We start from the raw sequence: 16,689 nt of genomic DNA, 5'->3' as shown, positions 1-16,689 counted from the left end.
CCGAAAAATAGAAGGGCCGCCGAAGCGGCCCCCGGATTTTCGTCGAAAATCCGCTCTCCCGGCATCAGCTGTCGGAACTCTTGAACTGCGTGCCCGCCGGGCCCTGCGCCTGCCCCGCTTCGGGCTTCGACCAGTCGCGCTTCACGCCGAGCTTCAGCAGCAGCGCCGAGGCGACGAAGATCGACGAGTAGGTCCCGACCACGACGCCCCAGATCATCGCGAACACGAAGCCCCGGATCACATCCCCGCCCAGGATATAAAGCGCGATCAGGGCCAGCAGCGTCGTGAACGAGGTCATGAAGGTCCGGCTCAGCGTCTCGTTGATCGACAGGTTGAGCACTTCCTTCAGCGGCCGCTTCTTGTAGCGCCGCAGGTTCTCGCGCACCCGGTCGAACACGACCACGGTGTCGTTCAGCGAATAGCCGACGATCGTCAGCAGCGCCGCGATGATGGCGAGGTCGAAACGGATGCCCACTTCCGAGAAGACGCCGAGCGTCAGAACCACGTCATGGACCAGCGCGACCACGGCGCCGAGCGCGAACTGCCACTCGAACCGCAGCCAGATGTAGATCAGCACCGCCCCGATCGCGAGCATCACGGCGAGGGCCGCCGTCTGGATCAGCTCGCCCGACACGGTCGGGCCGACCGACTCGACGCTCGGGAACGTGATGTCGGGGCTCAGCTCGGTCAGTGCAGCCTGCACCGCCGCGATCGTCTCGCCCGACACGGCTTCCTGCCCGTCCTGCGCCTGGATCGACAGGGAGGCGACGTTGCGGTCTTCCCCGAAGGTCGGATCGAACACTTCGGTGATCGTCACGTCGCCCAGGTCGAGCGGCGCCAGCGCCTCACGGTAGGCGCCGACATCCACCGGCTCGCTGCTTTCGGTACGGATCGTCGTGCCGCCGGCGAAGTCGATGCCGTAGTTCAGCCCGCGGATGCCGAAGGAGGCCAGGGCGAGAATCAGCATGAACCCGGAGATGCCGAGCCACAGCGTGATGCGGCCGAAGAAATCCCAGTTGGTCGTCTCGGGTACCAGTCGCAGTCGCATGTCTCAGACCTCGATCGTTTTCGGACGGCGGCGGTCGAACCAGGTGACGATCAGGATCCGCGTCACGAAGATCGCGGTGAAGACCGACGTCAGGATGCCGAGGCCGAGGGTGATCGCGAAGCCGCGCACCGGACCGGAGCCGATGGCGAACAGGATCACCGCCGTGATGAACGTTGTGATGTTGGCGTCGATGATGGCCGACAGCGCCTTCTCGTAGCCGAGCGAGATCGCCCGGCTTGGCCCGCGCGCCGTCTTCAGCTCCTCGCGTATCCGCTCGAAGACAAGGACGTTGGCATCGACCGCCATGCCGATCGTCAGCACGATCCCCGCGATGCCGGGCAGCGTCAGCGTCGCGCCGATCATCGACAGAAGGCCGAAGATCAGCCCGACGTTCACGAGCAGCGCGATGTCGGCGAACAGCCCGAACAGGCCGTAACTCAGCACCATGAAGATCATGACGCCCGCGAAGGCGACGATACAGGCGATCGTGCCCGCGTCGATGCTGTCCTGCCCGAGTTCCGGCCCGATCGTCCGCTCCTCGAGGAACGTCAGCTCCGCCGGCAGCGCACCGGCGCGCAGCAGAACCGCGAGGTCGGTCGAACTCTCCACCGTGAAGTTGCCGGTGATGATACCGCTGCCGCCCCGGATCGGCTCGTTGATGTTGGGGGCGGAGATCACCTCGTCGTCGAGGATGATCGCGAAGGGTTCGCCCACATGCTCCGACGTGTAGTCGCCGAAGCGGCGCGCCCCGGTCGGATCGAAACGGAAGCTGACGGCGGGACGGTTGTTCTGATCGAACGTCGGCTGCGCATCGACGAGATCCTCGCCCGAGACGACGGGCGCCGTCTCGATCACGAGGAAGCGTCCCGGCTCGTCCCGGAAGGGCACGATCTCGTTGCCGGCGCCGGGGTTCTCGTCGGCGCTCGACGCGGTGCCGACCACGGCGCTGAAGGTCAGCTGCGCGGTCGTGCCGATGATGTCCTTGAGTTCCTGCGCGGAGCCGACGCCCGGCACCTGGATCAGGATACGCTGGTCGCCCTGCCGCTGGATCGACGGCTCGCGGGTGCCGACCTCGTCGATCCGCCGGCGCACGATCTCGAGCGACTGGCGAACCGTGCGGTCGTCCATCGCGACGCGTTCCGCCTCGGTCAGGCCGATCGTCAGGACGGGGCCGTCGGCGGACACCGCGATGTCCATCTGCCCCGCGCCGGAGATCGACGCGACGGGCCGTGCCAGCCCGCGCACCACTTCAAGCGCCCGGCTCGCGCCGTCCGCCTCGGAGATGCGGACCACCAGCTGATCGGGGGCGGATTCCTCGCGGGTGACGAAGCCGATCGTGTCCCGCTCTGCGGCCAGCGCATCGCGCACTTCCGGCCAGAGCGAGTCCATCCGGCTTTCGTAGACGTCGGCGACCTCGACGCGTGCGACAAGATGCGCACCGCCGCGAAGGTCGAGGCCGAGGTTCACCAGCCCGTCCGGCAGCCACGAGGGCCACTGACCGGCGGCGGCCATCAACTCGTCGTTCGACTCACCCGACGCGATCACCGCCTCGGCGTCGTTCGACATCTCAACACGTGAATAGAACAGGTTCGGCAGCGCGAGCAGGAGACCGGCAGCCACGATGAGCCACACCAGCACCTTCCGCCACAGAGGGATGTTCAGCATCTCTTGTCCTTCTAGTCGTCCCGCGATCCGCAGCGCCACGGCTCTACCACGCCGGACGCCAGCAGCAAGTCCGATGCGGGGGGCGCCGATTGCCGCAGGCCTGCCGGGATCAGTCGCATGGGGTTCCCGTGGCCTCCACGGTTTCGACCTCGATCGCGTCCGGCAGGGAGCCATAGCCGATCGTCGCCACCTTCTCCGCCACTTCGGCGTCGGTGAAATTGCCGCTCAGCAGAATGGTGTCGCCGACCGCCTCGAGCACCGTCGCCGTCGCGACCTCCTCACCGTCGATCACGAAGGCGAGCAGCTGTCCGATATTTTCCGACGTGACCCGGTTGATCCGTTCTGCGGAGAGGGTGTCGAACTTCAGCGACACCGCAGGCCGGCCCGCCCCGTCCATCTTCGGACGCGCATCGGTGACGACGAGGCCCTCCGCCAGCGGCGGCTCGACCCGCGCGTCACCATCCATCAGGAAAATCTGCCCGAGCGCCGGCCGGAACAGATCTGACTGTGCCGCCGCATCGAAGTCCGTGACATCGCGCAAGTGGATGTCGAACGTCCCCGCCGAAACGAGGTCGACGACACCGCCGACGGGATCGCTCCGGTCGGCGAGGATCCGTCCGACGCGCATCGACTGCATGACCCCGACATCGACCGTGGCGCGGAGCCGGACGCCACAGGCCCCATCCTCCTGCGCCGCTGCCGGACTGCCACCCGTCAATATCAGAAGGACGAGTGGCAGCAGGCGCATCAGGCCTTTTCCTTCACCGGCTCGGTCTTGTTGACGACCTGGCTGATGGTGGAACGTACGACGCGCACGATGACACCCGCGGCGAGTTCGACTTCGATCTCGTTGTCGTCCTTCACCTTGCTGACCTTGCCGATCAGACCGCCCTGCGTGACGACCTGGTCCCCGCGACGCAGCGCGGCGACCATCGACTGGTGCTGCTTCAGCTTCTTCTGCTGGGGACGGATCAGCAGAAAATACATGATCGCGAAGATCAGGATCAGCGGAATGAACTGGGCGATTGCGCCACCTTCCATGGGAACTCCTACCTGTGCGTTGCGGGGCACCGCCCCGGTTGGGAGGCCATATGGACATAGAGTCGCCGGGACGCAACTGCACCGGCGTCGCGCCGCCCCGCTTCGGTGGGGTTTTGCAACATTGTCGGACGGCGAAAGCGAACGGCCCGGCACCCGCAAGAATACCGGGACCGGACCGCAGCCGGAGACCCGAAGGCCCCGCTCCGTGGCCGGCGGTCCCGCAATAGGGGGCCGGCCACGAAGGATCGTTCAGAGAGAGGTCAGGCGGGCACGACCATGGTCATGCCGGACTCCTGCGCCTTCGCCATGACCATCGGGATGTCGGGCGCGGCAGGCTCCGGCAAGGTGGTCTGCCCGTCCAGCAGCTCCGTGCCGATCCCGGTGAAGAAGGTCTCGTGCATGTGACCCGGCGCGTTCAGGATCAGGATACGCGCCGGCCCGTCACCGACCGCCTGGAAGGCATGGACCGCACCGTCGGGGATCGCGACATAGTCGCCCGGCCCGGCGAGGATCTCCTCACCCTCGACCATGAAGCCGATCTGGCCGTCGAGGACGTAAAAGGCCTCCGTCTCACCGGCGTGGTGGTTCGGCGGCGCGCCCGCCCCGACCGGCACGAGCGCTTCGACAAGGCAGAACTTGTTCATCGAGTCGCCCGGAAAGGCATGGAATTTCATGAGGATATTGAGAACGTTGAAAGTGCGGGGTCGATCCGACATCTGAGGACTCCGGGAAGTATTGATAATCAATGTCTCATCGTGATACACCATTTTCATAATAAGACAAGCGTCTCATAAAGGATAGGATGGCCCGCGCAGCTCAGAAAGATCGGACCCGCCACGCGATCCTCGACGGTGCCCGTCAACTCCTCGCTCGTGGAGAGACGGTGACCGTTGTCGCGGCGGCCGAAGTGCACGGGATTTCCCGTGCGACCGCCTATCGCTACTTCAGTGACCCGGCGGTCCTGACCGCCGAAGCGGTGCTCGACCTGTCCGTGCTCGACTATGAAGAGGTCGTCGCGGGCGCCGAGGACCTGCGCAGCCGGTTGATGGCGATCAGCGGCTATTTCTTCGACCTCGCGGTCGAGCACGAGCCGACCTTCCGGCAATACCTGTCGCTGAACCTCGCCGCGTGGCAGCCCGACAAGTCCACCTTGCCGACTCGCCGCGGCGCGCGCCGGGTGGTCATGTACAGACGTGCCCTGTCCGAGGCCGGCGATCCGCTCGACGACGCGACGGCGGAGCGGCTGGTCAACGCGCTCACCGTCGGCACCGGGATCGAGGCGATGATCGCGCTCTACGACATCGCGCTCGCCGACCGTCAGGCCGCACGCATCGCCGCCGACGATATCGCAGGTGCGCTGATCGACCGTTTCCTGCCTCCCGCAACCTGACGGACGCGACGCGTCGCCGCCCTCTTTTCCCTACCGCGAGGATCGGGCATACCGCGCCCGAACCACCAGCAGAGGGAAGAGACCCATGCACGACATCCGCGCTATCCGAGAGAACCCGGCCGCCTTCGACGCCGCCCTCTCCCGCCGGGGACTCGCGCCGGTCTCCTCCGAGATCCTGGTCCTCGACGAGAGCCGCCGCACCAAGATCCAGGCGGCCGAGACCGCGCAGGCCGCCGCCAATACCGCCGCCAAGGCGATCGGTGCCGCAAAGGCCGCCGGCAACGAGGAGGAGTTCCAGAAACTCCGCGCCGAAGTCGCGACCAAGAAGGCCGAAATCGCCAAGCTGAACGACGACGCCAAGGCCGAGGATGCGAAGCTTCATGACCTGCTCATGGGCATCCCGAACCTGCCCTACGACGAGGTCCCCGACGGCAAGGACGAGGACGACAACGTCGAGATCCGCAAGGTCGGCAGCCCGCGCAACTTCTCCTTCACCCCGCTCGAGCACTACGAGATCCCCGCCGCGACCAGCGGCCTCGATTTCGAGACCGCGGCCAAGCTCTCAGGCAGCCGCTTCGTCGTCATGCGCGGCGCGATGGCCCGCCTCCACCGCGCGCTCGCCCAGTTCATGCTGGACTTGCACACGACGGAGCACGGCCTGACCGAGATGATCACGCCCGTGCTCGTCCGCGAGGAGATGATGTACGGGACCGGACAACTGCCCAAGTTCGGCGAGGACAGCTACCAGACCACCAACGGCTGGTGGCTGATCCCGACCTCCGAAGTCACGCTCACCAATGTCGTGAACGGAGAGATGCTGGAAGCCGACCAGCTGCCGATCCGGATGACGAGCCACACCCAGTGCTTCCGCTCCGAAGCCGGCAGCGCCGGACGCGACACTTCCGGAATGCTGCGCCAGCACCAGTTCGAGAAGGTCGAGATGGTTTCCATCACCAAGCCCGAGGACAGCGCCGCCGAGCATGAGCGCATGACCTCCTGCGCCGAAGCGGTGCTGGAGCGTCTCGGCCTGCCCTACCGGACCGTGGTGCTCTGCACCGGCGATCTCGGCGCGGGGATGCGGAAGACCCACGACATCGAGGTCTGGCTCCCCGGTCAGGACCGCTACCGCGAGATCAGCTCGGTCTCCGTCGCCGGCGACTACCAGGCCCGGCGGATGAACGCCCGCTATCGGGACGGCGACGGCAAGCCGCAGTTCGTGCACACGCTGAACGGCTCCGGCCTCGCCGTGGGTCGCGCGCTGATCGCGGTGCTGGAGAACGGTCAGGAGGAGGACGGCTCCGTCACCCTGCCCTCCGCGCTGCACCCCTACCTCGGCGGCCGCACCAAGGTGACGCCCGAGGGTGAGCTGGTCTGAGATCGGGTCGGGCGGACCGCAATGTCCGCCCCTCCCCGCGCTGAGCCGCGCCGTCGATGGGGCGCGGCCCGGCGATGGTGCGGCGGCCTGCGGCGTTGATTCCGCGCTTTCCGCGTAACGCCCCGGACTTCATCGACATCCCGAGCGCCCTCGGATGCGCCACTGCCCGCTACCGGACACGCGTTCATCAGTTTCGCGCGCGAAACATCTCGCTTGCTCGCAATCCGGGTGAACCGAACTGCCGTCTCGTGCGTATTCACAACATGAGACGCACCATCACGGCCTGGGCCACCCTGCTTCTTGCCGTCGCTTTCGCGGCGGCTCCCTTCGTCACCGAGCCATTCCAGGGCTACGACGGCAATCAGTTGCCCGTACCGCAGGACTCGCCTCCGATCCAGCCCGCCGGATGGGCGTTCTCGATCTGGGGCATCATCTACCTCTGGCTCATCGTGTCCGCCGCGTTCGGTCTGAAGTCGCGCGGCGACGATCCGGAGTGGGAGAAGGTGCGCGGCCCCCTCCTCATCGCGCTCGCCGTCGGCGTGCCGTGGCTCGCGGTCGCGAACGAAAGTGCGTTGCTCGCCACCGTGATGATATTCCTGATGGCGGGCGGTGCGATCGCGGCGCTGTTGCGGACGCCGATCTTCGATCGCTGGACGCTGCGCCACCCGGTCGGCCTGTTTGCGGGCTGGCTGACGGCGGCGAGCTTCGTCTCGCTCGGCGCGACAGCGGCTGGTTACGGACTTGTGCTGGGACCGACCGGCTGGGCCTGGGTCTGCCTGCCGCTCGCATTGCTGGTCGCAGCGGCGGTGCAGAGCCGCCCGCAGGTCAGCCCGGCCTACGGCATCGCGGTGATCTGGGCGCTGACAGGCATCATGGTGAAGAACGCCCCGGCCGGCGCGAGCCCGGGCATCGCGACGCTGGCGCTGCTCGGCATCCTGCTGATCGCCGCGCTGATCCTGCGTCCGCTCGCGACGCGCCTGTTGGCACGCCGCGAAGGCTGAGCCGTCACTTGTCCTTGAAGGACGGCTTGTCGAGGTGCTTGCGCAGGCGCGAGGGGATCGACTTCTTCTTGCCCTTGTAGGGGTTCTTGTCGGACTGTGACCGCATGTGCAGCCGGATCGGCGTGCCCGGCATGTCGAAGTCCTCACGCAGGCCGTTCACGAGGTAGCGGGAATAGCTCTCCGGCACCTTGTCTGGATAGGAGCACATGACGACGAACCCCGGCGGACGGGTCTTCGCCTGCGTTGCGTAGCGCAGCTTGATCCGGCGGCCGCCCGGCGCGGGCGGCGGGTGCGCGGTGACCATCTCGGCCAGCCAGCGGTTCAGCGCGGCGGTCGGCACCCGGCGGTTCCAGACTTCGTGCGCGCGCACCACGGCATCGTGCAGCCGGTCTAGGCCACGGCCCGTCTTGGCGGACACCGTCACCAGAGGCGCGCCACGCAGCTGCGGCAGCAGGCGCTCGAACTCTTCCCGCAGCTCGCGCAGCTTGTCCTGCTTCTCGTTCTCGAGGTCCCACTTGTTCACCGCGACCACCACCGCGCGGCCTTCGCGCTCGGCGAGGTCGGCAATGCGGAGGTCCTGCTGCTCGAACGGGATCTCGACATCGAGCAGAACGACGACAACTTCGGCGAACTTCACCGCGCGCAGACCGTCGGCGACTGACAGCTTCTCGAGCTTGTCCTGCACCCGGGCGCGCTTGCGCATGCCCGCCGTGTCGAACAACCGGACGGGCGTGCCGTCCCAGTCGAGCGACAGGGATATCGAATCGCGGGTGATCCCCGCCTCCGGCCCGGTCAGAAGCCGGTCGTAGCCGAGGATCTTGTTGATGAGCGTCGACTTACCCGCATTCGGCCGACCGACCACGGCGACCTGAAGCGGCCGGGTCTGCGACGGTCGCCAGTCGGGCGCGGACGCGCCGTCCTCGTCGTCCTCGAAGACATCGACGTCGATCACCGGCGCATCGGTCTCGGCGCGCTCTTCATGCTCGCTCGCCAGCGGCATCAGGACGGAGAGCAGGTCGCTCATTCCCTCGCCGTGTTCGGCGGAGATCGCGAGCGGCTCGCCGAGGCCGAGCGAATAGGCCTCGAACAGGCCCGCTTCTGCGGCGCGGCCTTCGGCCTTGTTCGCGGCGAGAATGACGTGCGCGCTCTTCTTACGAAGGATCTCGGCGAAGATTTCATCGACCGGAGTCACTCCGACCCGCGCGTCGATGACGAAGAGGCAGATGTCCGCCATCTCCACCGCGCGCTCGGTCAGCCTACGCATCCGGCCCTGCAGGCTGTCGTCGGTCGCATCCTCAAGCCCCGCCGTGTCGATCACGGTGAAGCGCAGGTCGCCGAGCCGTGCCTCGCCCTCCCGCAGGTCGCGGGTCACGCCGGGCTGGTCGTCGACGAGCGCCAGCCGCCGCCCGACGAGACGGTTGAACAGGGTGGACTTTCCGACGTTGGGCCGGCCGACGATGGCGAGGGTAAAGCTCATGGATGGACTCTAGCGGGTTTGGAACCCGGCCCGATACACCCGATCGCCTTCAACGGAAAGCGAGAAGTTCGCCGTCCCGGTTGACCACGTAGAGGATGCCCCCCGCCACGGCGGGGTTCGTCGCCGCACCACCCGGCAGCGCGACCGCGCCGAGCAGCTGACCGGAGCGCGGATCGAACTGCCGCAGTTGCCCGTCAGAGGAGGCGACGATCAACCGGCCACCGGCCATCACCGGGCCGTAATGCGCGAAGCTCGCAGTGCGGGTGCGGAACAGGCCGTTGCGCTGCGCGAGGTCGGGCATCTGGGTCCGCCAGATCAACGCACCGGTCGCCGCGTCGAGGCGGACGAGCTGGTTCAGGTCGTTGACGAGGAAGACCGAGCCGCCGACCGGGATCACCGGCGATTGCGCGCCGTGACGGGCGGACCAGATCTCGTCCCCCGTCGCGAGGTCGAGCGCGACGGTCTGCCCCGACGCGTTGCCGACGTAGACGCGGTCGCCCGAGATCACCGGATCGCCGGAGATGTCGATGTTGGCCGACAGCGCGCGCGTCGTGCGCTGGCCCGCGACGAAAGAGGTCCAGCGGCGGATGCCGCCCTGCTGGAAGGCCGCGGTGACTTCGCCGCTCGGGAACGGCATGACCGCCACGCCGTTCGAGACCGCGATACCGGAGCCGCCGCCGTAGCCCTGCGCTGCGGGGGTGGCCGGCATGGTCCAGCGCACGCGCCCGTTGGAGCGCTCCACCGCCCAGGCCCGGCCGTCACGCGCGGAGACGAAGACAAGATCGCCCGACACGGTCGGCGCGGCACCGCCGTAGGCGTCGAGGTCCTGGCGCCAGGCCACTCCGCCCGTCGCGGCGTCGAGCGCGATCAACTCTCCGAAACCGGTGGTGACGTAGACCATGCCCCCGCCGTAGGCGAGGCCGCCGCCCGATGCGTCGGAGGCGCGGTCCAGCGGACGACGCACCGACACCGTCCAGAGCGGCGCGCCGGCGGTCGAGACCGCGCTGACCTGCGTGTTGGAGTCGAAGGTGAAGACCCGCCCGTCGCCCACAACCGGGTCGGCGGTGATCCGGGCGCGGCGCGAATTGCCGGACCCGATGTCGGTGCGGAAGGCCAGCGACAGGTTGCCGCCGAGCGAGGGATGCTGAAGCAGATGGCTCGCGCTGCCGCCCCGGTGGGTCCAGTCGGCGTTCAGCCGGGACGCGGGCAGAGAGATCGGCCGCGACGTGTTCGGCTGCGATTCAGAGTAGGTGACCGGGTCCGCCCCGCCATTGAACGAGCGAAGTCCGATCCGTTCCCCCGGGAGCCGGACGTCCGGCTCACCGCAGGCCGCCAGCAGCGTCAGTGCGACCAGTAGGGTCCGGCCGTTCAACTTGGTCATGCCCCGCACCACTGCCTGTAGCCTCTCGTTCGTCATTCTTCCGGAGCGGCGCCACCGTCGGTGACATCTCCTCCGAGCGCCACAATCAACGTCTGGGCCCGGTCGCGCAAGCCCTGCGAAACGCCGGCATCGTCGACGATCGAGCGGAGCGTGCCGAGCGCCGTCTCGCGGTCACCGGCGGCGACCTGCGCGTAGGCCTGCTGTTCCTTCGCCAGAAGCTGGAACGGCGCACCCGGCTGGGCGAGGCTGTCGAGCGCGTTCACCTTCTCTTCGGGCGGCATGTCGGGGTCGACCATCACGGCCTTGAGCGCGGCGAGATCGCGGTAGAGCGGCGGAACGTCGGCGGCACTCGACAGGTCGCGCAGCAGTTGCGCTGCAGCCGCAGCATCGCCGGCCTCTTCCAGGGCGCCGGCGGACAGCATTCCGGCCACGGCACGGGCACCGCCGTCGGCCTCGACCTGGGTCAGCGCGGCGGCGCGTTCCTCGGCGTCGTCGGCCTCGTTCGCAACGAGCAGCGCATCGCCGAGCGCTTCGGCCTCGGCCGCGTCGCGGGCCTTGGTGTATTCCGACCATGCGGCACCGCCGACGATCGCGATCACCACGAGGCCGGCGATCCAGCCGTACTTTCTGAAGGTGGCGAACAGGCGGTCCCGACGAACGGCCTCGCTCACTTCTTCAACAAAACTGTCGTTGTTGCTCACAAAGCCTCCCCGACGCCGCATCACGGCCGAATTTGTCTGGCGTCTCTTATCGTGAAGCGGAGAAGCAGGACAAGACCCCGCCCGAAGTGTTCACAGACTGCCCGTAAAGCGGGCCGCATGCACAAAAGCCTTGGCATGTGCGGCGAAAATGCCTCTCGACTGGACTAAACCGGTCAGTTCAGTTTAAATGTGTTCACGGAAAGGTTGCGGTCTTTCGGCAAGTCGCTAAGTGAACGGACAAGTTCGGAACGCCGCAGTGCAGGAACAGGCTCTACGATATGCGCCTCATGCCCATTATTTCTGCGATCCTGGTAACGGTCGCGCTCTATTTCATTATCGTTCAGCGCGATCAGTTGATGGCGTTCGCACGCGGCGAAACCGTCGAAGAAGTGCAGGCCAAGACCGCCGCTGACGAGGCTACCGCCGAAGACGATGGCGGACTCGTGACCGACGGTGAGATCGAGATCGGCCGCGTGAAGGTCGTCGCCCTCGCCTCCCAGACCCAGACGATCGACGATGCCGTCGTCCTGCGGGGCCGCACCGAGGCCGCCCGCACTGTCGAGGTGCGGGCCGAAACCTCCGGCCAGGTGATTTCCGAACCGCTTCCCAAGGGATCGACCGTGGAAGAGGGTGACGTGCTCTGCGAGCTCGACCCCGGCACCCGGACCGCATCGCTGGAAGAGGCACAGGGCCGCCTTGCCGAGGCGCGCGCCCGCCTGCCGGAATCCCGCGCCCGCATACCCGAGGCCGAAGCCGGCCGCGCCGAAGCCGAATCCCGCGTGGCGGAGGCCGAAGCCCGTGTCGCAGAGGCCCGTGCCCGCCTGTCGGAAGCGCAGATCAACTACAACGCCGCCAGCCGGCTGAGCGAGGACGGCTACACCTCCGAGACCCAGCTCGCCAATGCCGAAGCCGCGCTCGAGAGCGCCCGTGCCTCCGTCTCCTCCGCGCAGGCGACGCTGGTCGCCGCGAGCGCCGGAGTCGCCAGTGCAGAGGCCGGGATCGAGGGCGCGCAGGCCGGTGTCGAAGGTGCCCAGGCGACGATCCAGTCCGCGCAGGCCTCCGTCGCCGCGGCGGAGCGTGAGATCACGCGCCTGACCATCACCGCCCCGTTCGGTGGCCTGACGGAAACAGATACGGCAGAGCGCGGCTCGCTGGTGCAGGTCGGCGGGCTTTGCGCGACGATCATCCAGCTCGAGCCGATCCGCCTCGTCGGGTTCGTGCCTGAGGCCAACGTCTCCAAGATCCATATCGGGGCGACGGCAGGTGCGCGGCTGTCCTCCGGGCAGGACGTGCGCGGCGAAGTCACCTTCGTCAGCCGCTCCGCCGACGAGATGACCCGCACTTTCCGCATCGAGGTCACGGTGCCCAACGAGGACCTGTCGATCAGCGACGGCGAGACGGCGGAGATCCTGATCCAGGCCGACGGCCGCGACGCCCACCTGGTGCCCCAATCGGCTCTTACGCTGAACGACGAGGGAGAGCTCGGCGTGCGCACCGTCGCCGACGACCGCACCGCGCTCTTCATGCCGGCCCGGATGGTGCGCGACAGCGCCGACGGGGTCTGGCTCACCGGGTTGCCCGATCAGGTCGACATCATCGTCGTCGGGCAGGAATACGTGACGGACGGGGTTCCGGTGGAGCCCACCTATCGGGAGGCTGACGGTTGACCGGCATCATCGACTGGGCCGCCTCGCGTGCGAGGATGGTCATTGCCTTCATCCTGCTTTCCATCCTGGCCGGTGCGGCAGCCTACGTCGGCCTTCCCAAGGAAGGTGAGCCCGACATCGAGATCCCCGCGCTCTTCGTGTCGGTGCCGTTCCAGGGCATCTCCGCCGAGGACAGCGAGACGCTGCTGGTCAAGCCGATGGAAACCGAGCTGTCGAACCTCGACGGCCTGAAGACCATGACCTCCACCGCGTCGGAGGGATATGCCGGTGTCTCGCTGGAGTTCGAGTTCGGCTGGGACAAGACCCAGACCATGTCGGACGTGCGCGACGCGATGAACGCCGCCGAAGGGTCCTTCCCCGAAGGCGCCGACAACTACACGATCAACGAGATCAACTTCTCCGAATTCCCGATCCTCATCGTGAACCTGACCGGCCGCGTGCCGGAGCGGACGCTGCTGCGCGTCGCCAAGGACCTGCAGGATCGTCTCGAGGGGCTGGAGCCGGTTCTCTCGGCCAGCATGACCGGCCAGCGCGACGAGATGCTCGAGGTCACGATCGACCCGCTGCGTCTCGAGACCTACAACGTCACCGCAAATGAGCTGGTCGACGTGGTCGTGCAGAACAACCAGCTGATCGCCGCGGGCGAGATCGAGACCGACCAGGGGGCCTTCTCGCTGAAGATCCCGTCGAGCTTTGACGAGCCGCAGGATGTCTACGACCTCGTCGTGAAAAGCGACGGCGACCGGCAGGTCACGCTGGGCGAACTCGCCGACATCCGCCTCACCTTCGAGGACCGCACCTCCACCGCGCGGTTCGACGGGGTCAACACGGTCGCGCTGCAGGTGGTGAAGCGCAAGGGCTTCAACATCATCGACACCTCCGCGCTCGTGATGGAGGAAGTCGAAGCCGAACGCGCCGGCTGGCCCGAGGAATTGCGCAACGCGATCCAGGTCGGAACCTCGAACGACCAGAGCCGCACCATCGCCTCGATGGTCAGCCAGCTCGAAGGCTCGGTGCTGACGGCCATCGCGCTCGTCATGATCGTCGTGCTCGCCGCGCTCGGCACCCGCCCTGCCCTGCTGATGGGTTTCGCGATCCCGACGTCGTTCCTGCTCTGCTTCGCGTTCCTCGCGATCATGGAGGTCACGATCTCCAACATCGTGATGTTCGGCCTGATCCTTGCCGTGGGGATGCTGGTCGACGGGGCCATCGTCGTCGTCGAATATGCGGACAAGCGCATCTCCGAGGGCGTCGGCCCGATGCACGCCTACACCGAGGCGGCGAAGCGGATGTTCTGGCCGGTCGTCTCCTCCACCGCGACGACGCTCTGCGCCTTTCTGCCGATGCTCTTCTGGCCCGGCGTCGTGGGCGAATTCATGGGGATGCTCCCCGTGACGCTGATCTTCGTGCTCTGCGCCTCGCTGATCGTGGCGCTGGTGTTCCTGCCCGTGATGGGCGGCATCACGGGCCGCATGTCGCGCAGCTTCGGCCATGCGGCCGACGGGCTGCGTCGCGCGCTGCCCTGGGTCGTGCGGGCCCTGCTCGTACCCGCCGCCGCCGCGCTGACCTTCGCGGGGGCAATGACGACGCTGAACCCGCTCTGGCTGACCGGGGGCGCGGTGCAGACCGGTGGCATCGTCGACAGCCTCCCGGGCATCGCGATGTTCCTCGCCGGGGCGATCCTGCTGTCCATCACGCTGGATGCGGCGGCGATCCATCGCCAGCCCAAGAAGATCTCGACCAAGCGCGGCCACACGCCCTTCGGCTGGCTGATCCAGTTCCTGACCGGCAACCCGATCATGCCGCTCGTCGCCATCGGCGCCGTGATGGCCTTCGTCGTCGGCACCTTCACCTACTTCGGCCAGAATTCGAACGGCGTGGAGTTCTTCGCAGACAGCGAACCGGAACAGTCGATCGTCTACGTGCAGGCCCGCGGCAACCTTTCGCTTGCCGAGAAGGACGCGCTGGTCCGGCAGGCCGAACTCGCCGCGCTGGATACCACCGGCGTCAAGACCGTCTTCGCCTTCGCTGGTGATGGCGGTCTGAACTCCAACACCGCGGGCGCGAGCGGCCCGGCCGACACGATCGGCCAGCTTCAGCTCGAACTCGTGCCCTGGGAAGACCGCCCGGACTGGGTGCGCACCCACGAGGGCGTCACCATCGACGAGCTCGACGGCAACGTCGTGATGGACAACCTGAAGGCCAAGCTCGACGAAATCCCCGGCATCCGTACCGAGATCCTGAACCTCGCCATGGGCCCCGGCTCCGCCAAGCCGGTGAGTCTGCGCCTGAAGGGAGAGGACTGGGAAGAGCTGACCGCCGCGACCGAAGAGGCGCGCGCCCGGTTCGAGTCGATGCCCGGCCTTATCGCGATCGAGGATACGCTCCCCCTGCCCGGCATCGACTGGCAGATCGACGTCGACGTCGAACGTGCCGGCCAGTTCGGCGCCAACGTTGCCGCCGTGGGCGCAATGGTCCAGCTCGTCACGCGGGGGATCCTGCTCGACACGATGCGCGTCGACAGTTCCGACGAAGAAGTCGAGATCCGCGTCCGCTTCCCAGAGCAGGACCGCACGCTGTCCACCCTCGACACGCTGCGCGTCCGCACGGCCGACGGCCTCGTGCCGCTGTCGAACTTCATCACCCGCACCCCGGTCGAGAAGCTCGCCCAGATCGACCGGATCGACCAGGAGCGCTACTTCGAGGTCCGCGCAGACGTGGAGCCCGGCTTCTTCAAGGTCACGCTCCCGCCGGAAGCGGCCTCCGACCTGCCCGAGGGTAGCGACGGGGCGCTCGGCTTCGTGCGCCGGATCGAGGGCGACGTGCGCATCCGCGACAACGGCCAGCCCGTGCTGACCGCCCCCGACGGCGTGCAGTATCAGCTTTCCCACCTCAACGACGGCGTGACCCTTGCCCAGCTGGAAGAGGCGATCGGCGGCGACGCGCGCTTCGTGCCGGTGAACCCGAACGAACGGATCGGAGAGCTGACGACCTGGCTCGACGGGGACGAGGCGCTGCCCGGCGACATCTCCTACGAGTGGGCAGGCGACCAGGCCGACCAGGAAGAGAGCCAGCAGTTCCTCGTCGTGGCCTTTGCAGGCGCCATGGGGCTGATGTTCATCATCCTGCTCGCGCAGTTCAACTCGTTCTACAACGCCGTGCTGGTGCTGCTGGCGGTCGTGCTGTCGACCACCGGCGTGCTGATCGGGATGCTGGTCATGGACCAGGCCTTCTCGATCATCATGACCGGCACCGGGATCGTCGCGCTCGCGGGGATCGTGGTGAACAACAACATCGTGCTGATCGACACCTACCAGGAATACGCGGCCTACATGCCCCGTATCCAGGCCATCGTGCGCACCGCCGAAGAACGTCTGCGTCCGGTGCTGCTGACCACTATCACCACGATGGCGGGCCTGACGCCGATGATGTTCGGCCTGTCGATCGACTTCTTCGGGGGTGGCTACTCGCTCGGCTCGCCGACGGCGCTCTGGTGGACGCAGCTTGCGACCGCGGTCGTGTTCGGCCTTGGTATCGCGACGGTGCTGACGCTGATCTTCACGCCGTCCATGCTGGCGCTGCGGGTCTGGGCGACGACCTACGCCCGCTGGATCGCCCGGTTCCTTGCCCGGCTGTCCTTCGGCCGCGGCAGCAAGGCGGCGCAGGACTGGGCGCTGAACCGCGAGGCACGACGCATCAAGCACCCCGAGATCATCTGGACGCCGGACGAAGTGGCCCCTGCCGGCCCGCGCGACGTGACCGGGCAGCCGATGCTGCCGCTGCGCGCTGCCGAGTGATCGAAGGTCGGCCGGGTCAAGCCCGACCGACCGGAGCCGCTGATCCCGACATTGACGCACCTCGCGCCGTCAACTGCCGTCCGTGGCCATCCGGGCGACGACGCCAAGGCTGGGGCCCTCTTAGCGCGCAAGCATCCGGCGCGCCG

At 67.4% G+C, this 16,689-nt stretch carries 13 protein-coding genes; 5 read left to right on the top strand and 8 right to left on the bottom strand.

The window, feature by feature from the left end; all coding sequences use genetic code 11:
• Positions 1-64 precede the first annotated feature (64 nt).
• The 5 genes from secF to I8N54_RS07695 all read right to left on the bottom strand — a co-directional run bounded on the left by secF (position 65) and on the right by I8N54_RS07695 (position 4,470).
• A complete protein-coding gene (gene secF / locus I8N54_RS07715) occupies positions 65-1,048 on the bottom strand; it encodes a protein translocase subunit SecF (RefSeq protein ID WP_140193115.1) in 984 nt (327 codons plus the stop codon).
• Between the two features lie 3 nt (positions 1,049-1,051).
• Positions 1,052-2,713, bottom strand: a complete 1,662-nt coding sequence (gene secD / locus I8N54_RS07710; RefSeq protein ID WP_140193116.1) for a protein translocase subunit SecD — start codon at positions 2,711-2,713, stop codon at positions 1,052-1,054.
• A 109-nt stretch (positions 2,714-2,822) separates the two neighbouring features.
• Positions 2,823-3,461: a SecDF P1 head subdomain-containing protein gene (locus tag I8N54_RS07705; protein ID WP_140193117.1), complete on the bottom strand. Its 639-nt coding sequence runs from the start codon at positions 3,459-3,461 to the stop codon at positions 2,823-2,825.
• Positions 3,461-3,754, bottom strand: a complete 294-nt coding sequence (gene yajC / locus I8N54_RS07700; RefSeq protein ID WP_140193118.1) for a preprotein translocase subunit YajC — start codon at positions 3,752-3,754, stop codon at positions 3,461-3,463. The genes I8N54_RS07705 and yajC overlap by 1 nt, the downstream gene beginning before the upstream one ends.
• A 260-nt stretch (positions 3,755-4,014) precedes the next feature.
• Positions 4,015-4,470 (bottom strand): cupin domain-containing protein, encoded by a 456-nt coding sequence (locus I8N54_RS07695; RefSeq protein WP_231592417.1) that lies wholly within the window; start codon positions 4,468-4,470, stop codon positions 4,015-4,017.
• An 86-nt stretch (positions 4,471-4,556) separates the two neighbouring features.
• Between I8N54_RS07695 and I8N54_RS07690 the strand changes: the two genes are divergently transcribed.
• The 3 genes from I8N54_RS07690 to I8N54_RS07680 all read left to right on the top strand — a co-directional run bounded on the left by I8N54_RS07690 (position 4,557) and on the right by I8N54_RS07680 (position 7,520).
• The gene (locus I8N54_RS07690; protein WP_140193119.1) at positions 4,557-5,144 is read left to right on the top strand and encodes a TetR/AcrR family transcriptional regulator; all 588 of its coding nucleotides are present in this window, start codon (positions 4,557-4,559) and stop codon (positions 5,142-5,144) included.
• Positions 5,145-5,229: 85 nt separating this feature from the next.
• Positions 5,230-6,519 (top strand): serine--tRNA ligase, encoded by a 1,290-nt coding sequence (gene serS, locus I8N54_RS07685; RefSeq protein ID WP_140193120.1) that lies wholly within the window; start codon positions 5,230-5,232, stop codon positions 6,517-6,519.
• A 263-nt stretch (positions 6,520-6,782) separates the two neighbouring features.
• Complete coding sequence (locus I8N54_RS07680) at positions 6,783-7,520, top strand: hypothetical protein (RefSeq protein ID WP_140193121.1); 738 nt, start codon at positions 6,783-6,785, stop codon at positions 7,518-7,520.
• Positions 7,521-7,524: 4 nt separating this feature from the next.
• Here I8N54_RS07680 and der read toward each other — a convergent pair whose 3' ends face one another.
• From der to I8N54_RS07665, 3 genes are read right to left on the bottom strand one after another with little or no spacing between them, the layout of a single operon-like run.
• Positions 7,525-8,997: a ribosome biogenesis GTPase Der gene (gene der / locus I8N54_RS07675; RefSeq protein ID WP_140193122.1), complete on the bottom strand. Its 1,473-nt coding sequence runs from the start codon at positions 8,995-8,997 to the stop codon at positions 7,525-7,527.
• A 49-nt stretch (positions 8,998-9,046) separates the two neighbouring features.
• Positions 9,047-10,378, bottom strand: coding sequence for an outer membrane protein assembly factor BamB family protein (locus I8N54_RS07670; protein WP_140193123.1), 1,332 nt, complete (start codon positions 10,376-10,378; stop codon positions 9,047-9,049).
• A gap of 32 nt (positions 10,379-10,410) precedes the next feature.
• A complete protein-coding gene (locus I8N54_RS07665) occupies positions 10,411-11,079 on the bottom strand; it encodes a hypothetical protein (RefSeq protein ID WP_140193124.1) in 669 nt (222 codons plus the stop codon).
• A gap of 278 nt (positions 11,080-11,357) precedes the next feature.
• Here I8N54_RS07665 and I8N54_RS07660 point away from each other — a divergent pair, with 278 nt between their 5' ends.
• On the top strand, positions 11,358-12,746 hold the full coding sequence (locus I8N54_RS07660; RefSeq protein ID WP_140193125.1) for an efflux RND transporter periplasmic adaptor subunit: 1,389 nt from the start codon (positions 11,358-11,360) through the stop codon (positions 12,744-12,746).
• On the top strand, positions 12,743-16,543 hold the full coding sequence (locus I8N54_RS07655) for an efflux RND transporter permease subunit (protein ID WP_140193126.1): 3,801 nt from the start codon (positions 12,743-12,745) through the stop codon (positions 16,541-16,543). The genes I8N54_RS07660 and I8N54_RS07655 overlap by 4 nt, the downstream gene beginning before the upstream one ends.
• Positions 16,544-16,689: the final 146 nt, after the last annotated feature.

It is taken from the genome of Pelagovum pacificum, assembly GCF_016134045.1.
GTDB lineage: Bacteria > Pseudomonadota > Alphaproteobacteria > Rhodobacterales > Rhodobacteraceae > Oceanicola > Oceanicola pacificus_A.
This window is presented reverse-complemented; position numbering and strand designations above follow the sequence as displayed.

What these genes read in the sequence shown, in the direction of transcription:
- secF (WP_140193115.1), bottom strand. Translation starts at nt 1,048, where the DNA reads ATGCGACTGCGACTGGTACCCGAGACGACCAACTGGGATTTCTTCGGC.
- serS (WP_140193120.1), top strand. Translation starts at nt 5,230, where the DNA reads ATGCACGACATCCGCGCTATCCGAGAGAACCCGGCCGCCTTCGACGCC.
- secD (WP_140193116.1), bottom strand. Translation starts at nt 2,713, where the DNA reads ATGCTGAACATCCCTCTGTGGCGGAAGGTGCTGGTGTGGCTCATCGTG.
- der (WP_140193122.1), bottom strand. Translation starts at nt 8,997, where the DNA reads ATGAGCTTTACCCTCGCCATCGTCGGCCGGCCCAACGTCGGAAAGTCC.
- I8N54_RS07695 (WP_231592417.1), bottom strand. Translation starts at nt 4,470, where the DNA reads ATGTCGGATCGACCCCGCACTTTCAACGTTCTCAATATCCTCATGAAA.
- I8N54_RS07690 (WP_140193119.1), top strand. Translation starts at nt 4,557, where the DNA reads ATGGCCCGCGCAGCTCAGAAAGATCGGACCCGCCACGCGATCCTCGAC.
- yajC (WP_140193118.1), bottom strand. Translation starts at nt 3,754, where the DNA reads ATGGAAGGTGGCGCAATCGCCCAGTTCATTCCGCTGATCCTGATCTTC.
- I8N54_RS07705 (WP_140193117.1), bottom strand. Translation starts at nt 3,461, where the DNA reads ATGCGCCTGCTGCCACTCGTCCTTCTGATATTGACGGGTGGCAGTCCG.
- I8N54_RS07660 (WP_140193125.1), top strand. Translation starts at nt 11,358, where the DNA reads ATGCGCCTCATGCCCATTATTTCTGCGATCCTGGTAACGGTCGCGCTC.
- I8N54_RS07670 (WP_140193123.1), bottom strand. Translation starts at nt 10,378, where the DNA reads ATGACCAAGTTGAACGGCCGGACCCTACTGGTCGCACTGACGCTGCTG.
- I8N54_RS07680 (WP_140193121.1), top strand. Translation starts at nt 6,783, where the DNA reads ATGAGACGCACCATCACGGCCTGGGCCACCCTGCTTCTTGCCGTCGCT.